The 17,851-nt window shown below is 55.7% G+C and carries 12 protein-coding genes and 1 tRNA gene; 11 read left to right on the forward strand and 2 right to left on the reverse strand.

Going from position 1 to position 17,851, the window contains the following annotated elements; translation table 11 throughout:
* Window positions 1-131: 131 nt before the first annotated feature.
* From glcD to IQ22_RS06120, 11 genes are all read left to right on the forward strand, one after another.
* Window positions 132-1,631: a glycolate oxidase subunit GlcD gene (gene glcD / locus IQ22_RS06070; protein ID WP_145139571.1), complete on the forward strand. Its 1,500-nt coding sequence runs from the start codon at window positions 132-134 to the stop codon at window positions 1,629-1,631.
* Window positions 1,632-1,639: 8 nt separating this feature from the next.
* Window positions 1,640-2,698, forward strand: a complete 1,059-nt coding sequence (glcE, locus tag IQ22_RS06075; protein ID WP_145139756.1) for a glycolate oxidase subunit GlcE — start codon at window positions 1,640-1,642, stop codon at window positions 2,696-2,698.
* Window positions 2,698-3,954 carry a glycolate oxidase subunit GlcF gene (gene glcF, locus IQ22_RS06080; protein ID WP_145139573.1) on the forward strand — a complete coding sequence of 419 codons (1,257 nt, stop codon included), beginning with the start codon at window positions 2,698-2,700 and terminating at the stop codon, window positions 3,952-3,954. The genes glcE and glcF overlap by 1 nt, the downstream gene beginning before the upstream one ends.
* Window positions 3,947-4,354, forward strand: a complete 408-nt coding sequence (locus tag IQ22_RS06085; RefSeq protein WP_145139576.1) for a heme-binding protein — start codon at window positions 3,947-3,949, stop codon at window positions 4,352-4,354. Before glcF ends, IQ22_RS06085 begins: the two co-directional genes overlap by 8 nt.
* Window positions 4,355-4,382: 28 nt before the next feature.
* Complete coding sequence (locus IQ22_RS06090; RefSeq protein ID WP_145139579.1) at window positions 4,383-6,557, forward strand: malate synthase G; 2,175 nt, start codon at window positions 4,383-4,385, stop codon at window positions 6,555-6,557.
* Between the two features lie 204 nt (window positions 6,558-6,761).
* Window positions 6,762-8,531, forward strand: a complete 1,770-nt coding sequence (locus IQ22_RS06095) for an acyl-CoA dehydrogenase C-terminal domain-containing protein (protein WP_145139582.1) — start codon at window positions 6,762-6,764, stop codon at window positions 8,529-8,531.
* Window positions 8,532-8,820: 289 nt separating this feature from the next.
* Window positions 8,821-8,979: a YqaE/Pmp3 family membrane protein gene (locus IQ22_RS06100; protein WP_145139584.1), complete on the forward strand. Its 159-nt coding sequence runs from the start codon at window positions 8,821-8,823 to the stop codon at window positions 8,977-8,979.
* Window positions 8,980-9,126: 147 nt separating this feature from the next.
* The gene (locus IQ22_RS06105; protein ID WP_145139587.1) at window positions 9,127-12,672 is read left to right on the forward strand and encodes a response regulator; all 3,546 of its coding nucleotides are present in this window, start codon (window positions 9,127-9,129) and stop codon (window positions 12,670-12,672) included.
* Window positions 12,673-12,674: 2 nt separating this feature from the next.
* Window positions 12,675-13,496, forward strand: a complete 822-nt coding sequence (locus IQ22_RS06110) for a CheR family methyltransferase (protein ID WP_145139589.1) — start codon at window positions 12,675-12,677, stop codon at window positions 13,494-13,496.
* A 4-nt stretch (window positions 13,497-13,500) separates the two neighbouring features.
* Entirely contained in the window at window positions 13,501-14,109 is a 609-nt protein-coding gene (locus IQ22_RS06115; RefSeq protein WP_145139592.1) for a chemotaxis protein CheB, read from the forward strand.
* Window positions 14,102-15,367: a hybrid sensor histidine kinase/response regulator gene (locus IQ22_RS06120; protein WP_145139595.1), complete on the forward strand. Its 1,266-nt coding sequence runs from the start codon at window positions 14,102-14,104 to the stop codon at window positions 15,365-15,367. Before IQ22_RS06115 ends, IQ22_RS06120 begins: the two co-directional genes overlap by 8 nt.
* 392 nt (window positions 15,368-15,759) lie before the next feature.
* Here IQ22_RS06120 and IQ22_RS06125 read toward each other — a convergent pair.
* Together IQ22_RS06125 and rpoD are read right to left on the reverse strand one after the other, a co-directional pair.
* Window positions 15,760-15,836, reverse strand: a tRNA-Ile gene (locus tag IQ22_RS06125).
* 91 nt (window positions 15,837-15,927) lie between these two features.
* On the reverse strand, window positions 15,928-17,775 hold the full coding sequence (gene rpoD, locus IQ22_RS06130) for an RNA polymerase sigma factor RpoD (protein WP_145139596.1): 1,848 nt from the start codon (window positions 17,773-17,775) through the stop codon (window positions 15,928-15,930).
* Between the last annotated feature and the right edge of the window lie 76 nt (window positions 17,776-17,851).

Genomic DNA, 17,851 nt, shown 5'->3' on the forward strand with positions numbered 1-17,851 from the left:
AAAACTGGTCTGACCAGCTTTTAGGTGCATAGACGTTGACGGGCAGGAGGAGTAAAAGAAAAGCATGATTAGCAGGCGCTAGGTCGATCACCGGCCCGTCGGCATAAGAACAACAAGATTGGTACCAGGCAATGAATATCCTCTACGACGAGCGCGTCGATGGTGTACTGCCCCGTGTGGACAAGACTCGACTGATCGCCTCGCTACACGAAGCGCTACCGGGGTTGCTGGTTCTCCACGAAGGTGAAGACCTCAAGCCTTATGAGTGTGACGGCCTTTCTGCCTACAGCACAACGCCAATGGCCGTTGTGCTGCCAGACACGGTTGAACAGGTCCAGACCATCATGCGGTTGTGCCATGCGCAAAACGTTCCGGTGGTAGCACGCGGTGCCGGCACTGGACTGTCGGGAGGGGCCTTGCCGCTGGAGCAGGGCATTTTGTTGGTCATGGCGCGGTTCAACAAAATTCTCGAGCTCGACCCGGATGCCCGCCGTGCGCGGGTCCAGCCTGGCGTACGTAACCTTGCTATTTCCCAAGCAGCCAGCCCGTACGGGCTGTACTACGCTCCTGACCCATCTTCACAGATTGCGTGTTCCATTGGCGGCAACGTGGCGGAGAACGCCGGTGGTGTGCATTGCCTGAAGTATGGGCTGACGGTACACAATATTCTCAAAGTCGACATCGTAACCATCGAGGGTGAGCGCCTTACCCTGGGCAGCGAAGCGCTGGATTCACCCGGCTTTGATCTGCTGGCGCTGTTTACCGGTTCGGAAGGCCTGCTGGGCGTGGTAGTGGAAGTAACCGTGAAGCTGCTGCCCAAGCCACAGACGGCCAAGGTGGTCATGGCCAGTTTTGACAATATCGAAAAGGCTGGACGTGCCGTAGGTGACATTATTGCGGCAGGCATCATTCCCGGTGGTCTGGAAATGATGGACAACCTGTCCATCCGCGCTGCTGAAGACTTCATTCATGCGGGCTACCCCGTGGATGCCGAGGCGATCCTGTTGTGCGAACTGGATGGCGTAGAGTCCGATGTTCATGCCGACTGCGATCGAGTGCGGCAGGTACTGGAAAAAGCAGGTGCCACGGAGATTCGTCTGGCGCGTGATGAGGCCGAGCGGCAGCGGTTCTGGGCAGGTCGCAAGAATGCCTTCCCGGCCGTTGGGCGTATCTCTCCTGATTATTATTGTATGGATGGCACCATTCCTCGTCGTGCGCTCCCTGGTGTTTTACGCGGCATCGAAGAGTTGTCCCGGCAGTACAGCCTGCGTGTCGCCAACGTTTTCCATGCCGGTGACGGCAATATGCATCCATTGATCCTGTTCGATGCCAACCAGCCCGGTGAGCTGGAGCGAGCCGAGGAGTTAGGGGCCAAGATCCTCGATCTCTGTGTTGAGGTGGGCGGCAGCATTACCGGGGAACATGGCGTCGGACGCGAGAAAATCAACTCGATGTGCACCCAGTTCAAGCCGGACGAGTTGACGATGTTTCATGCCGTCAAAAAGGCTTTTGACGAGAAGGGCTTACTCAATCCAGGCAAGAACGTGCCGACATTGCACCGCTGTGCCGAATTCGGCGGTATGCATGTGCACCACGGCAAATTGCCTTTTCCTGAGCTGGAGCGCTTTTGATGGATGCCATGACTGCTTCTCACGACGCGGCCCAGTCTCTCCAGGACGAAGTACTGCAGGCCATCGAAAAGCGTCAAGCCCTGCGTATCCGTGGGGGTGATAGCAAACGGAACCTGGGTCGACCCGTTGAGGGAAAAGAGCTTGATACCCGGGCGCACCGTGGCATCGTAACCTACGACCCAACCGAACTGGTGGTCACCGTTCGCACCGGTACGTCCTTGTCTGAGCTCGAAGCGGCGCTGGAGGCGAACGGCCAGATGTTGCCCTGTGAGCCGCCCCATTATGGTGAAGGCGCTACGGTGGGCGGAATGATCGCTACTGGCTTTTCAGGGCCGCGTCGGCCCTGGGCTGGGTCGGTACGCGACTTTGTTCTGGGCACTCGCGTTATTACCGGGGAGGGCAAACATCTGCGCTTCGGTGGTGAGGTGATGAAAAACGTGGCGGGTTATGACCTGTCGCGTCTTCTCGCAGGCAGCTTTGGGTGCCTGGGCGTGATCACTGAGGTATCGCTCAAAGTGCTGCCCAAGCCGCGGCAAAGCGCCAGCCTGCGTTTGGAAATCGATACGCACCGGGCGTTGATCAAGCTGGCCGAATGGGAGCGTCAGGCTATTCCCCTTTCCGCCGCCAGTCATGACGGTACTGCTTTGTACGTGCGGCTGGAGGGTGGCGAGGGCTCGGTGGCATCGGCCTGTGACCGGATCGGAGGCGATAGGTTGCCAGCTGATTATTGGGAGGCTCTGCGAGAACATCGTCTGGATTTCTTCAGCGATCCGCGCCCTCTGTGGCGTTTGTCCTTGCCCAACCATACGCCTGTGCTGGATTTACCGGGCAGCGTACTGATGGATTGGGCGGGTGCCCAACGCTGGTTGAAGTCCAGCAGCGCCGCCGCCACGCTGCGCCGTCTTGCCGAGCAGGCTGGCGGGCATGCCATGTGTTTCACTTCCGAAGCTGGGCGCGAGCCGTTCCATCCCTTGGCACCTGCGCTGTTACGCTATCAGCGTCAGCTCAAACAGCAAATGGACCCGCATGGGCTGTTCAATCCTGGTCGACTGTATGCGGAGCTGTAATGCAAACCATATTGAGTGAAGAGGCTCGGCGCCTGCCGCACGCGGCAGAAGCCGAGCGAGTCCTGCGGAGTTGTGTGCATTGCGGTTTTTGCAATGCTACCTGCCCAACCTATCAACTACTGGGTGATGAGCTAGATGGCCCCCGTGGGCGAATCTACCTTATCAAACAGATGCTGGAAGGCGGTGAGGTGACTAAGAAAACGCAGTTGCACCTCGACCGCTGCCTGACCTGCCGTAACTGTGAAACAACCTGTCCTTCGGGCGTGACCTATCACAACCTGCTAGACATTGGTCGTGCTGAGCTGGAGCGCCGTGTGCCACGCTCACTAGGGGAGCGCTTACTGCGCGCTGGGCTACGTACGGTACTGCCTCATCCGACCTTGTTCAAAGGCTTGGCTGGGGCCGGTCAGACATTGCGTCCCTTGCTGCCCGTGGCGCTGAAGAGCAAGTTGCCTGCTGATCCTCTGCCCGCCGGTAAGCGGCCGACGGCACGTCATACACGTCATGTTCTGATGCTGGAAGGTTGTGTGCAGCCTGGTCTGTCGCCTAACACCAACGCCGCGACGGCGCGTGTACTGGACCGGCTCGGCATCAGTGTAATTGATGCGCCCCGGGCTGGTTGCTGCGGGGCGGTGGAATTTCACCTTAATGCCCAGGATGACGGCCTTGATCGCGCACGGCGCAACATTGATGCCTGGTGGCCTTCTATTGAGGCCGGAGCGGAGGCAATTGTCCAGACAGCCAGCGGTTGCGGCGCGTTCATCAAAGAGTACGGTCATCTGCTTAAGGATGATCCAGCGTATGCCGCGAAGGCGCAGCGGGTTTCGGAGCTGGCCAAGGATATCGTTGAAGTCATACGCGCCGAGCCTCTGGAGCGACTCGCCGTCAGTGCTAGTCATCGGCTGGCCTTCCATTGTCCCTGCACGTTGCAGCATGCCCAGCGATTAGGGGGCGCCGTGGAGGATGTCCTGCAACGTCTGGGCTATACGTTGTCACCCGTGCCGGATGCTCACCTATGTTGCGGCTCGGCCGGAACCTATTCGATCACCCAGCCGGAATTGTCCCGTCAGCTGCGAGACAACAAGCTCGCAGCGCTCGAAAGTGGTCAGCCTGATGTGATTGTCACGGCCAATATTGGTTGCCAGACGCATCTTGGAGGTGCTAGTCGTACACCGGTCCGGCATTGGATCGAGATCGTCGACGCCGCCCTCGCTACTCAGTCCTTTAATCCTCATGTGGAGAACACGCATGCATAGCAAAGCCGTCCTGACCGTCACTGAAGTGAATCGCATCCTGGACGCCGCGCGCGCCGAAGCTGAGCGTAATCAGTGGGCCGTTACCATTGCAGTGGTCGACGACGGTGGACACCCTCTGGCGCTGCTGCGCCTGGACAATGCCGCGCCGACTAGCGCTTATATCTCCACGGAAAAAGCTCGCACGGCGGCGTTGGGCCGACGTGAATCAAAAGGCTTCGAAGACATGATCAACGGCGGACGTACCGCCTTTCTGTCTGCCCCGGTTTTGGCTGGCATGTTGGAAGGTGGCGTGCCTGTTGTAGTCGACGGGCAGGTTGTCGGTGCAGTCGGCGTTTCTGGCATCAAGGCGGATCAGGACGCGCAGGTTGCCAAGGCAGGCGCTGAAGCAGTATTGGGTTGAATCGATAATAAAAAGACAGGATCTCATTATGACTCAACGCACTTCATGCCATCGCCTACAAGTTGCTACGTCGCTCTATCGTTTCATTGAGGAGCAGGTACTTCCTGGCACTGGGATCGACAGCGGGGCGTTCTGGCAGGGCTTTGATGCCTTGGTCCATGAGCTGGCGCCTACGAATCAGGCCCTGTTGGCCGAACGTAATCGTATCCAGGCGCAGTTGGACGACTGGTATCGCGCCCATCCCGGCCCGATCACTAACATGCCGGCTTATCGCAGCTTTCTTGAGTCTATTGGCTATCTATTGCCCCAGCCGGAGCGGGTTAAGGCCTCCACAACCAATGTTGATACGGAAATCGCCGAACAGGCCGGCCCACAATTGGTTGTGCCCGTCCTCAATGCCCGTTATGCCTTGAACGCCGCCAACGCCCGCTGGGGCTCGCTGTACGATGCCCTTTACGGCACCGATGCCCTTCCGGAAGCCGACGGCGCGGAAAAGGGCACGGGTTACAACCCCATACGCGGTGCCAAGGTTATTGAGTTTGCACGTAACTTCCTGGATCAGGCAGCGCCCCTTGCCAAAGGCTCACACAAAGATGCCAAAGGCTACCGCGTCGATGGCGGCCGCCTGGTTGTGGCCATGAAGGAAGGCGCCTGTGAGTTGGCCGATCCGTCACTGTTTGTCGGCTACCAGGGCGATGCATCCGAGCCCTCTGCCATTCTGCTTAAGCACAACGGCTTGCATTTTGAAATCCAGATCGACCGGCACTCTCAGATCGGCCAAAACGACAAGGCCGGAGTCAAAGACATTCTGATGGAATCTGCTGTCAGCACCATCATGGACCTCGAAGATTCCATTACAGCCGTCGATGCGCAGGACAAAGTCCTGGCCTACCGTAACTGGCTGTGTTTAATGAAGGGGGATCTCGTTGAAGAGGTTACCAAGGGCGATAAGCGTTTCACTCGTCGCTTGAACCCAGATCGTGAATACACCGCAGCCGACGGCAGTAGTCTGACCCTGCATGGCCGTTCGCTACTTTTCGTACGCAACGTCGGCCATCTAATGACCAACCCGGCGATTCTGTACGGAGAAGGGCAGGAAATTCCTGAAGGCATCCTGGATGCTGTTGTCACGGTTACTATCGCGTTGCATGACCTGGCGCGGCGCGGCAACTCACGCACCGGCTCGGTTTATATCGTAAAGCCCAAGATGCATGGGCCTAAAGAAGTTGCCTTTGCTGCGCAACTGTTCGCCCGGGTCGAAGAGATGCTGGGATTGCCGGTAAATACCATCAAGATGGGCATCATGGATGAGGAGCGCCGTACCAGCGTTAACCTGAAGGCCTGTATTGCCGAGGCCGCCTCGCGCGTAGCCTTCATCAACACCGGTTTCCTGGATCGCACCGGCGACGAGATGCACACCAGCATGGAAGCCGGTGCGATGCTGTGCAAAGGTGACATGAAGGGAACAAAGTGGATCGCCGCCTACGAGCGCAACAATGTACTGGTCGGCCTGGCGTGCGGCCTGCGCGGTCGCGCTCAGATTGGTAAAGGCATGTGGGCCATGCCAGATCTGATGGCCGCCATGCTCGAACAAAAGATAGGCCATCCCAAGGCTGGCGCCAACACCGCCTGGGTACCGTCGCCCACTGCGGCCACGCTACACGCGCTGCATTATCACCAGATCGACGTACAGGCCATTCAGCAAGAGTTGGAGCAGGTAGACGTAAACGCCGCGCGTGACAGCCTGCTTAATGATCTGCTGACTGTGCCGGTGGTCGATGCACCCAACTGGTCGGCCGACGAAATCCAGCAGGAACTGGACAACAATGCGCAGGGCATCCTGGGCTATGTGGTTCGCTGGGTAGAGCAGGGCGTCGGTTGTTCGAAGGTGCCGGATATCCACAACGTTGGCCTGATGGAAGACCGTGCGACGTTGCGTATCTCTAGTCAGCATATTGCCAACTGGCTACGCCACGGGGTAACCAACCAGGCGCAGGTCATCGAGACCCTGCAGCGCATGGCGCGTATCGTTGATGAGCAGAATGCCGATGACCCGCTGTATCGCCCGATGGCACCTAACTTCGAGTCATCTTATGCCTTCCGGGCCGCCCGCGATCTGGTACTCAAGGGCTGCGAGCAACCTAATGGCTATACCGAGCCGTTGTTGCATCAATGGCGTCTAAAGGCCAAGGTCGGGATCTAAACGGTTGTGACTTGAAAAGGGATGCCTCTGGCATCCCTTTTTTATTGAGCAGAAACTCTTCAAAAAATGGCCGTGAACACACCGCAAGTCGGATGACTTGTCGGTCGGATCATGAACCTATGGCCCTTTTTTCGTATTCGCTACACTCGGGCAATACTTACAAAAAAGTGCCGGATAACCGTGCCTTTGCTGGAGGACTGCCCGATGGCCGACTACCACGCTCCGTTACGTGACATGCGTTTTCTGCTCAATGAAGTCTTTAACGTTCAGGAGGTCTGGAAGCAACTACCGGCTCTGGCCGAGCGCGTCGATACTGAAACGGCCGAGGCTATTCTCGAGGAGGCAGCCAAAGTTGCGGCTCGCACTCTAGCACCCCTCAATCGTAATGCCGACGAAGAGGGGTGTCGCTGGCAGGACGGAAGCGTGACGACCCCAGCCGGCTTTCGCGAGGCTTATAACATCTATGCCCAAGGCGGCTGGGTTGGGGTAGGTGGCGATCCGGAATATGGCGGCATGGGCATGCCCAAGGTCATTTCAGCTCAGGTCGAAGAAATGGTTAACGCGGCTAGCTTGTCGTTCGGACTGTACCCCATGCTGACGGCGGGCAGTTGCCTGGCCATTCACGCTCATGCCAGCGAAGAGCTCAAGACCCGCTACCTGCCCAACCTGTATGCCGGCGTATGGGCTGGCTCCATGTGCCTGACTGAGCCTCATGCTGGCACGGACCTAGGTATCATTCGTACACGGGCTGAGCCCCTGGGCGACGGCCGTTATGCTGTAACCGGAACGAAAATTTTTATTACGGCCGGTGAGCATGATCTTTCCGAGAATATCATCCATCTTGTATTGGCCAAGCTGCCAGACGCGCCAGCGGGTTCTAAAGGGATTTCCCTGTTTCTCGTACCAAAGTTCATGGTTAACGAAGGCGGTCATCTGGGCGAACGCAATTCGTTGGTATGCGGCTCTATCGAGCACAAGATGGGTATTCATGGCTCCAGCACATGCGTTATGAACTTCGATGGGGCGATCGGTTATCTGGTGGGTGCGCCTAACAAGGGCTTGGCTGCCATGTTTACCATGATGAACTACGAACGTCTTGGCGTTGGTATTCAGGGCTTGGCGGCCGGTGAGCGCTCCTACCAAAACGCAGTCGACTATGCCCGCGAGCGTTTGCAAAGCCGTGCGGCGACGGGCGTGGTTGCTCCTGACAAGGTTGCCGACCCCCTCATTGTTCATCCCGATGTACGTCGCATGTTACTGACCATGAAGGCTTTGAACGAAGGCGGTCGCGCCTTTTCAACGTATGTAGCCTTACAGCTTGATATCGCCAAGTTCAGTCCAGACGAACAGGCTCGCTCTCGGGCAGAGTCCATGGTGGCGCTGCTTACGCCAGTGGCCAAAGCATTCCTGACGGATTTGGGGCTGGAAACCTGCGTACATGGCCAGCAGATCTTTGGCGGGCATGGTTATATTCGCGAATGGGGACAGGAACAGTTGGTGCGTGACGTACGCATCACCCAGATCTACGAAGGCACCAATGGTATTCAGGCACTCGACCTGATGGGCCGTAAGGTCGTAGGGTCTGGCGGTAGCCTGTACCGCATATTGGCTGATGAGGTGTATGCCTACGTGTCCTCCTTGGATGAGGGCATGAGTGAATTCGCTACTCCCTTGCGACAGGCTATGGAAAACCTTGATGCTCTAACGGAATGGGTTATCACCCAGGCGAAGACCAGCCCTAACGAAATAGGTGCCGCCTCCGTCGAATACCTGCATGTATTCGGTTATACCGTCTATGCCTACCTCTGGGCGCGTATGGTGCAGGCGGCACAGGGGGAAAGTGATGCTCACGTAGCCAAGCGCGCCACGGCGCGGTTCTTTTATACCCGGCTGCTGCCCCGTATCCATTCGCTCACTGCCACCGTCAAGGCTGGCAGCGATGTGCTCTATGGCCTAGAGGCAGCTCAGTTCTGACCTGCCGGAGCTTATGGCGAAAGGCTTACACAGTGTCACTGTGATTGGCGCTGTTGTGCTACAGGCTGAATCCTTATGCTGACTCCATCGAATCCAGCGCAGGAAGCGCTACAGGTCAAACAGGGATTTGAAGGAGCGTGCGTCAGGATTGACGTGGATAAGGAAATCGCCCAGTCTGCAAAGCCCCGCCTCGGCGGGGTTTTTTATTGTCTTTCTGCGAAGGAACCGGTGCGCAGTGACTGAGTCTGATGGGGGTATTTTCCCACGGCCAGCTATTTGGAGCACGCAAATGGACCTGATTCGCATCATCTGCGCCATTGTTCTTCCCCCTCTCGGTGTATTCCTCCAGGTTGGTTTTGGAGGGGCCTTCTGGCTCAACATCCTCCTGACTCTCCTAGGCTATATCCCTGGCATTATCCATGCGGTTTGGATCATCGCACGACGCTAGTAAACGCTCTCAATTTGTTATGATCCAACGGCGTGCTCGATGCCGTTGGCCGCATTATCGCTGCCAACAGCTACTCTTTCGGACACGCTGGTAATGCGGCTGCCCTTCGAGCAGCCGCTTTTATTCATGATGGATATCGAGTAGCGCATGAATCGTGAGTCGCCTGTCGATCAGCAAAGCTTTCGCCGCATACTGAGCCGCAATCTTACTCTTCCGCTCGGAATTGGATTTTTAACCTCCGCTTTCTTTGTCGCCATTATTTATTACCTGCTGTCCGTCAGTCAGTGGATCGAGCATGCCGATCGAGTCATCAGTAATGGTAATAACGCTTTCCGACTCGTTGTTGACCTCGAGACAGGCATGCGCGGCTACCTGCTCAGTGGCGATACGGCTTTTCTAGAGCCTTATCAGAGAGCGTTGCCTAATGTCGAACGGCAGCTGGATGAGCTCAAGGGTATGGTCACAAGCGACCAGAGTCAGGTGCGCCGCCTGGAGCGGATAGAAAGCGTGCATCGCTCATGGCGGGAATATGCTGATCAGCTCATCACCTTGCGTCAGCAGGGTCATGATTACCTAAATATAATCAAAGATGGGAAAACCAAGAGCCTGATCGACGACATACGACGTGATTTCGGCGACTTTTTAGCACTCGAAGAGCAAATCCGAGATGAACGGAGCGCCTCGGCCGGTAAGATCACTATTGTTATCGTCGCAGCCTTTCTAGCGATAAGTCTCTTGTTGAGCGGCTTGCTGGCTTTCTTGGGGCGCCGTGAGCTGACTCGGTTGTCTGATACCTACACGGAAATACTCGACCAGCAGATGGAGCATGCCGAGCAGTTACAAAAGCAGGCATGGTATCGCGCTGGTCAGATGCAACTGTCTGAGCAAGTAATCGGCCAGCTTACGCTGCCGCTGTTGGGGCAAAGTATTCTGCAGTTCCTGGCACGTTACCTGGGGGCGTCGGTAGGGGCTTTGTATATTGTCCAGGACGGTATCCGCCGGCTCGAACGTGTAGCCGATTATGCCTTAAGTGAGAAAAACCTGGCCGAGCGCCGGGAGTTGGCCTTTGGTGAGAATCTAGTCGGGCAGGCGGCACAGGAGGCCCGTCTCATTGAATTGCGCGATCTGCCGGCAGAGTACCTCAAGGTAGCATCTGGTGTCGGCGATGCGACAGCGGCTTCCGCGCTGATCGTGCCTATTGAAAGTGATGGTTTGGTCAACGGGGTCGTTGAGCTGGGCTTCACTCGCCCGCTGGACGTTCGCGATGCCGAATTATTGAGACTGGTATCCGGTGCAATTGGCTCATCCATCGAGGCCGCCAAATACCGGCAGCGGCTGCAGAAGCTCTTGGCTGAAACACAGCAGCTTAATGAAGAGCTTCAGGTTCAACAGGAAGAGCTCAGAACGGCTAACGAAGAACTGGAAGAGCAGTCTCGAGCGCTCAAGGAGTCACAGGCCCACCTCGAGCAGCAACAGGCCGAGCTTGAGCAGACTAACGAGCAATTATCTGAGCAGGCGCATGAACTGGAGCAGCAGCGCGATATCCTGGATGATCGCAACCAGCGGCTCAACGAGGCGCAAAGCCAACTTGAGGAGAGAGCCAGAGATCTGGAGCGGGCCAGCCAGTACAAATCTGAATTTCTTGCGAATATGTCCCATGAGCTGCGTACCCCGCTCAACAGTTCGCTGATTTTGGCCAAGCTACTGGCGGATAACACCGAATCCAATCTGACCGCTGAGCAGGTGCGCTATGCCGAGTCCATCTACTCCGCGGGTAACGATCTACTGAACCTCATCAACGATATCCTCGATATTTCCAAGGTTGAGGCCGGCATGCTGGAAATTCGGCCGGAACAGGTATCGCTCAAGCGGGTCGTCGAGACCTTACGCGGGTCGTTTAATCCAGTCGCCGACAGCCGTGGTCTGACTTTTGATATCCAGGTAGGCGAAGACGTCCCTGCCTTCCTCTATTCCGATCGCCAGCGCATTGAACAGATTCTTAAAAATCTGCTATCCAATGCCTTCAAATTTACTGAGCGAGGCGGCGTTTCGTTAAAGGTTTCGCTGCATGATAATCGCTTGGCCTTTGCCGTAACCGACTCGGGCATTGGTATCCCGCTCGACCAGCAGGCGCTTATCTTTGAAGCGTTCCGTCAGGCGGATGGGGCTACGACACGCCGTTATGGTGGAACGGGTCTGGGGCTTTCGATCTCTCGTGACTTGGCTAAGCTCCTTGGCGGTACGATTCATGTCCAGAGCGTGCCCCAGCAGGGCAGTACGTTCACGCTGCATGTGCCGCTTCAATACGAAGAACCCCTGCTCGCGGAGAAGCCACAGGCTAAAACGGCCATGGCGGCATCCGTCACCCCGGCTCCGGCGTCCCGCCCTGTTGCTGAAGCGCCTAGGGCCGCACCTGCTATTCAGGCAGTAGAGTCTGCTCCTGTCGTGCCTGAAGCAGGAGTCCCGACGCGTCCGTTCTTGGATGACCGAGAGACTATGCCCTTCCCGGACCGCAAGGTACTGATCATTGAAGACGAGCCACAATTTGCTCGTATCCTCTTCGATCTGGCACATGAGCTGAAGTACAGCTGCCTGGTTGCCCATGGTGCCGATGAAGGTTTCGACACAGCACTGGAGTTCATTCCCGACGCGATTCTGCTGGACATGCGACTACCGGATCATTCCGGCCTGACCGTGCTTGAACGGCTCAAGGAAAATCCACGCACCCGGCATATACCTGTACATGTAGTGTCCGTTGAGGACCGCGTTGAAGCCGCGATGCACATGGGCGCGGTGGGGTATGCCATGAAACCTACAACGCGCGATGAGCTCAAGGGAGTCTTCAGCAAGCTGGAGGCTAAGTTCTCCCAGAAAATGAAGCGAATCCTGTTGGTGGAAGACGATGCTCTGCAGCGCGACAGCATCGCCAAGCTGATCGGCGACGCTGATGTCGAGATTACGGCCGTTGAATATGGCAACGAGGCGCTAAAGCTGCTGCGGGAAAATATCTACGATTGCATGGTCATTGACCTTAAGCTCCCGGATATGGAAGGCAATGAACTGCTCGAGCGCATGGCCAGCGAGGAGATCTGCTCCTTCCCACCGGTAATCGTTTACACCGGACGCAGCCTCACGCGCGATGAGGAAGCTAACCTCATGAAATACTCGCGCTCGATCATTATCAAAGGGGCTCGCTCACCCGAGCGCCTGCTTGATGAAGTCACGCTGTTCCTGCACAAGATTGAGGCTGATATGCCGCCGGAGCGGCAAAAAATGCTCAAGACGGCCCGCAGCCGTGATAAGGCCTTTGAGGGCCGTAAGCTGTTGCTGGTAGACGATGATGTCCGCAACATCTTCGCACTGACCAGTGCACTGGAACAAAAAGGCGCAGTTGTCGAAATTGCCCGGAATGGGGTAGAGGCTGTAGAAAAAGTCCAGAATATAGACGGGATTGATCTGGTACTGATGGACATTATGATGCCCATGATGGATGGCTACCAGGCCATGCAAGAGATTCGCAAAATTCCCTACCTGCAAAAACTACCCATCATTGCCATTACTGCAAAAGCCATGAAGGACGATCAGGAGCGCTGCCTGCGAGCCGGTGCGAATGACTACCTGGCCAAGCCCATCGACCTTGATCGTTTGTTCTCTCTGATTCGTGTCTGGATGCCGTCACTGGAGAAGCTGTAAATATGTGTCCCGAACGTACGGCGGATATTGAGCTGCGGCTGCTCGTCGAGGGGATTTACCTCAAGTACAGCTATGATTTTCGGGACTATTCCGGCGCTTCGCTCAAGCGCCGGGTCTTGCAGGCATTAAGCAGGTTCGAATGTGAAAGCATCTCTCATCTGCAAGCCAGGGTATTACACGATCCACAGCTCTTCAGTGAGCTGCTCCAGTTCCTGACCATTCCCGTGAGTGAAATGTTCAGGGACCCGACCTACTATCAGGCGCTTCGCGAGCACGTCATTCCGGTACTGAAGACCTATCCTTCCTTGAAAGTATGGATTGCAGGATGCAGTACTGGAGAAGAAGTTTTCTCCATGGCGATTTTGCTCAAGGAGGAAGGGCTTCTGGACCGGACGTTGATCTATGCGACAGATATCAATCCGCGTTCCCTGGAAAAAGCTCGGCGAGGCGTTTTCCCTCTTGAGCATGTTCGCAAATATACGGAGAGCTATCAGCAGTCCGGTGGGGTGCGGGCCTTTTCGGACTACTACACGGCCGCTTATGAAGGCGCTCTGTTCGATAAAAACCTCATCGCCAACGTAACGTTTGCCGATCACAGTCTGGCAACCGACAGCGTGTTTTCGGAAACGCATTTCATCTCCTGCCGCAACGTTTTGATCTACTTCAATAAACGTCTACAGGACCGCGCCTTCGGCCTGTTCTATGAATCGCTCTGCCATCGCGGTTTCCTGGGATTGGGCAGCAAGGAGTCGCTGGACTTCTCGTCGTATGCCGATCACTTCGAGCCGGTGGTTAAGAAAGAGCGTGTGTTCCGACGGTTATAGCGTGATGCCCTTAACCGACAGGCTTCCAAAACTACCGCCGCGACGCATTGATGCCGTGGTCATTGGTGCCTCAGCGGGCGGGCTGCAGGCACTTGGTGTAGTATTGGGAGGGCTGCCGTCTGGGTTTCGCATGCCTATCGCCGTGGTTATTCACGTACCCGAAGGACAAGCGAGCAAACTGGCGGCTATTTTCCAGGCGCGCTTGAAGTTGCATGTTATGGAAGCGGAGGATAAGGCGCCCTTGATGCCCGGTACGCTTTATTTCGCTTCACCCGGGTATCATCTGCTAATAGAGCAGGACCGTACGCTCTCCTTGAGTCAGGAAGAGCGTGTACATTATTCACGGCCTTCCATCGATGTATTGTTTGAAAGCGCCGCAGATGTATTTGGCGAACACCTATGTGGTGTTCTATTGACCGGAGCCAACGAGGACGGCGCAACGGGTTTGAGAGCAATTCACCGAGCCGGTGGACTGACAGTCGTGCAAGATCCGGAGGAGGCGCTGGTATCTACTATGCCAGAGGCTGCTCTCGAACTGTTTATTCCGGATTTCGTTTTACCTGTCAAAGGTATCCACACATTGCTCGTCGAGCTGGAACGGAACAATGCTTAAAGAAGGGGATAGGGCAAAGATTCTCATTGTCGATGATTTGCCTGAGAATCTGTTGGCACTCGAAGCGTTGTTGAAACACGACGATATTGCCGTGTTCAAAGCGGACTCTGCCGAATCGGCATTGGAACTCTTGTTGGTTCATGAATTTGCGCTGGCTATCCTTGATGTCCAGATGCCCGTCATGAACGGCTTCGAGCTGGCAGAAATGATGCGCAGCACTGAAAAGACCAAGCATATTCCCATCGTGTTTGTCAGTGCGGCCGGCCATGATCGCAATTACGCCTTCAAAGGCTATGAAAGCGGTGCGGTAGATTTTCTTTATAAGCCGCTCGACATCCATGCGGTCAGAAGCAAAGTCAGTGTCTTTGTCGACTTGTACCGTCACCGTAAGGAGATGAAACGGCAGTTGGAGGCGCTCGAGCGCAGTCGGCAAGAGCAAGAGGTTTTGCTAGAGGAGCTGCGTCAGACGCAAACGGAGTTGCAGCATGCGGTACGCATGCGCGATGACTTCATGTCCATTGTCTCTCACGAGCTCAAAACGCCGCTTAACACCCTGATCCTTGAAGCACAGTTGCGCAAGATCTACCTGGGCAAGAACAACCTGTCTGCTTTTACACCCGACAAGCTCATGGACATGGTTGAGCGGGACGAACGCCAGATTCACAAGCTGGTTCGCTTGATCGATGACATGCTCGACGTTTCCCGGATACGGACCGGCAAACTGTCCATCCGTACCTCGCGTTTCGATCTCGCACATCTCGTGACCACTATTGTCGAAAACTTCATGCCTCAATTGAAAGCTGCCGGTTGTGAGCTAACAGTGGATGTGCCGGACAGCATCGAGGGTGAGTGGGATGAGTTCCGTATCGAACAGGTGCTTGCCAACTTGCTAACCAATGCCATGCGTTATGGTGCTGGCAAGCCCGTGCATGTCAAGTTGGACGTTCAAGCCGATCAGGTGGAGCTCAGCGTGAAGGATTCAGGTATCGGTATCTCGACCGAGCACCAGGACCGCATCTTCCGTCAGTTCGAGCGCGTCAGTGGTAGCGAGGGCGTCGCTGGTCTTGGGCTTGGGCTCTATATTGCCGACCAGATTGTCAGGGCGCACCACGGCTCTATCGGTGTAAAGAGCATAGAAGGGCAGGGCTCTACCTTTAGCGTTATCCTCCCGCTCAATGGTGCCGCTGCCGTCGAGCAGGCCCGCAATCGGCCAGTACTGGTCGAAAAGGAACGCCGTGACATGCAAGATAGTGCTTAATTGATTGTTTTTCGATTCACAGGCTGAAACGGCTTACCTAAATGTGTAAGCCGTTTCAGTTTGGTGCGCCTACCAGCCATTCTGCCTAAGATGCTCCTGAGCCAATATTTGATTAATTAGCAGAGCCTTGCCCAAGATTTATCTATAGTTGGCAGCCGGAGCCAACCTGGCACTTTGTAATCTTCCTATGTTTTGTCAGCGGCTTGTTCAGACGTTTCATAGAGGTTGATATTTGAGTAGGGTGTCCGGTACTCCAGTCGGCGCGTACCGGATTAACCACGTCAAGGCGTGCATGATGCAGGCGAGCCGGTGCTGTATCAGGAGTATAGGATTGACGCAGCCGCGCTTTTTAATCGCGCAAGAAAAAGCCGCGCAGTGCGCGGCTCTGAAAATGGTGGGCCCGGAGAGACTCGAACTCTCGACCAAAGGATTATGAGTCCTCTGCTCTAACCGACTGAGCTACAGGCCCGGTAAGAAGGGGCGCATTATACCCGCCGTTGCGCTATTCGCCAAATAAGAAGAATAAAAAAACCGGAGCGTAGGCTCCGGTTTTTAAAGGCTTACTCGTCGAGGAACGAGCGAAGGTGCTCGCTGCGGGACGGGTGACGCAGTTTACGCAAAGCCTTGGCTTCGATCTGACGAATCCGCTCACGCGTTACGTCGAATTGCTTGCCCACTTCCTCAAGGGTGTGGTCAGTATTCATATCGATACCAAAGCGCATGCGCAGTACTTTGGCCTCACGAGCCGTCAGGCCTGCCAGGACGTCACGAGTAGCTTCTTTCAGGCTTTCACTGGTAGCCACTTCAATCGGAGATTGCATCGTAGAATCTTCGATAAAGTCGCCCAAGTGCGAGTCTTCGTCGTCACCGATCGGCGTTTCCATGGAGATCGGTTCTTTAGCGATTTTCAATACCTTGCGGATCTTGTCCTCAGGCATATCCATACGCTCACCCAACTCTTCCGGCGTCGGTTCACGACCCATTTCCTGCAACATCTGGCGAGAAATGCGGTTGAGTTTGTTGATCGTCTCGATCATGTGGACCGGAATACGAATAGTGCGCGCCTGGTCTGCAATAGAGCGAGTGATTGCCTGGCGAATCCACCACGTAGCATACGTAGAGAACTTATAGCCGCGACGGTATTCGAACTTGTCCACCGCTTTCATCAGGCCGATGTTGCCTTCCTGAATGAGATCAAGGAATTGCAGGCCACGGTTGGTGTACTTTTTGGCAATGGAGATCACAAGACGCAGGTTGGCCTCGACCATCTCTTTCTTTGCCCGACGAGCCTTGGCTTCGCCGATGGACATGTTGCGGTTGATCTCTTTGATCTCAGCAACCGTGAGATCCAACTCTTTTTGCAGCGCAATCAGTTTTTCCTGATTGCGCTGAATGTCCGGCTGCAAGCGCTCAAGTGCTTCGGCGTACTTGGGCTTGCCCTGCAGAACCTTGGCTGTCCAGCCAATATTGGTTTCATTGCTGGGGAAGGAACGCAGAAAGTCAGAGCGCGGCATGCGGGCGTCACGTACGCACAGCTGCATGATGGCGCGTTCTTGGACGCGAACACGATCCAGCGACTCACGTACACGGCTGACCAGCGTATCGTACTGCTTGGGCACGAGCTTGATCGGCATAAACAGAGTAGCTAGAGCGGCTAGCTCTTCGATGGCCTGATCACTGCTGCGACCATGCTTCTGGAGCGCCTTACGCGTCTTTTCCAGCTGCTCGGCAACAGCGGCAAAGCGCTGGCGTGCCTCTTCCGGATCGGGGCCGCTTTCGGCCTCATCTTCGGAATCGTCGCCTTCGCTTTCGTCTTCATCGTCTTTATCAGCAGCTTCTTCCTTGGCCTTCGGCACTGGAATATCGTCGCTTTCTGCCGCCGGGAGTGAGCCGTCATCAGGATCGATGTAGCCACTCAGAACGTCGGACAGGCGACCACCTTCAGACGTGACGCGATCATATTCGCTAAGGATGTATTCCACCGAGCCCGGGAAGTGAGCAATAGCGCTCATGACTTCACGGATGCCTTCCTCGATACGTTTGGCGATTTCAATTTCGCCTTCACGAGTCAGCAGTTCGACAGTACCCATTTCCCGCATATACATGCGAACTGGGTCTGTGGTGCGGCCGACGTCACTTTCCACCGCGGCCAGAGCGGCAGCGGCTTCTTCAGCGGCGGCTTCATCGGTATCCGCTTCGGCAAGCAGTAGGGTATCCGCATCCGGAGCTGTTTCGAATACGTTGATCCCCATGTCATTGATCATGCGGATGATGTCTTCCACCTGCTCTGGATCGGAGATATCCTCCGGCAGGTGGTCGTTGACTTCCGCGTACGTCAGGTAACCCTGCTCGCGACCGCGGGCGATCAACTCTTTAAGACGAGATTGCTGTTGCGCTTTTCCGGACATAAACACCCTTCCACGAAGGCATAGGCGGGCAAAAATAAGCTGAATATTATAGCTGATCAGGCGGCTTGCTTGCCAG

The sequence above is a fragment of the Pseudomonas duriflava genome, assembly GCF_007830155.1.
Lineage (GTDB): Bacteria > Pseudomonadota > Gammaproteobacteria > Pseudomonadales > Pseudomonadaceae > Chryseomonas > Chryseomonas duriflava.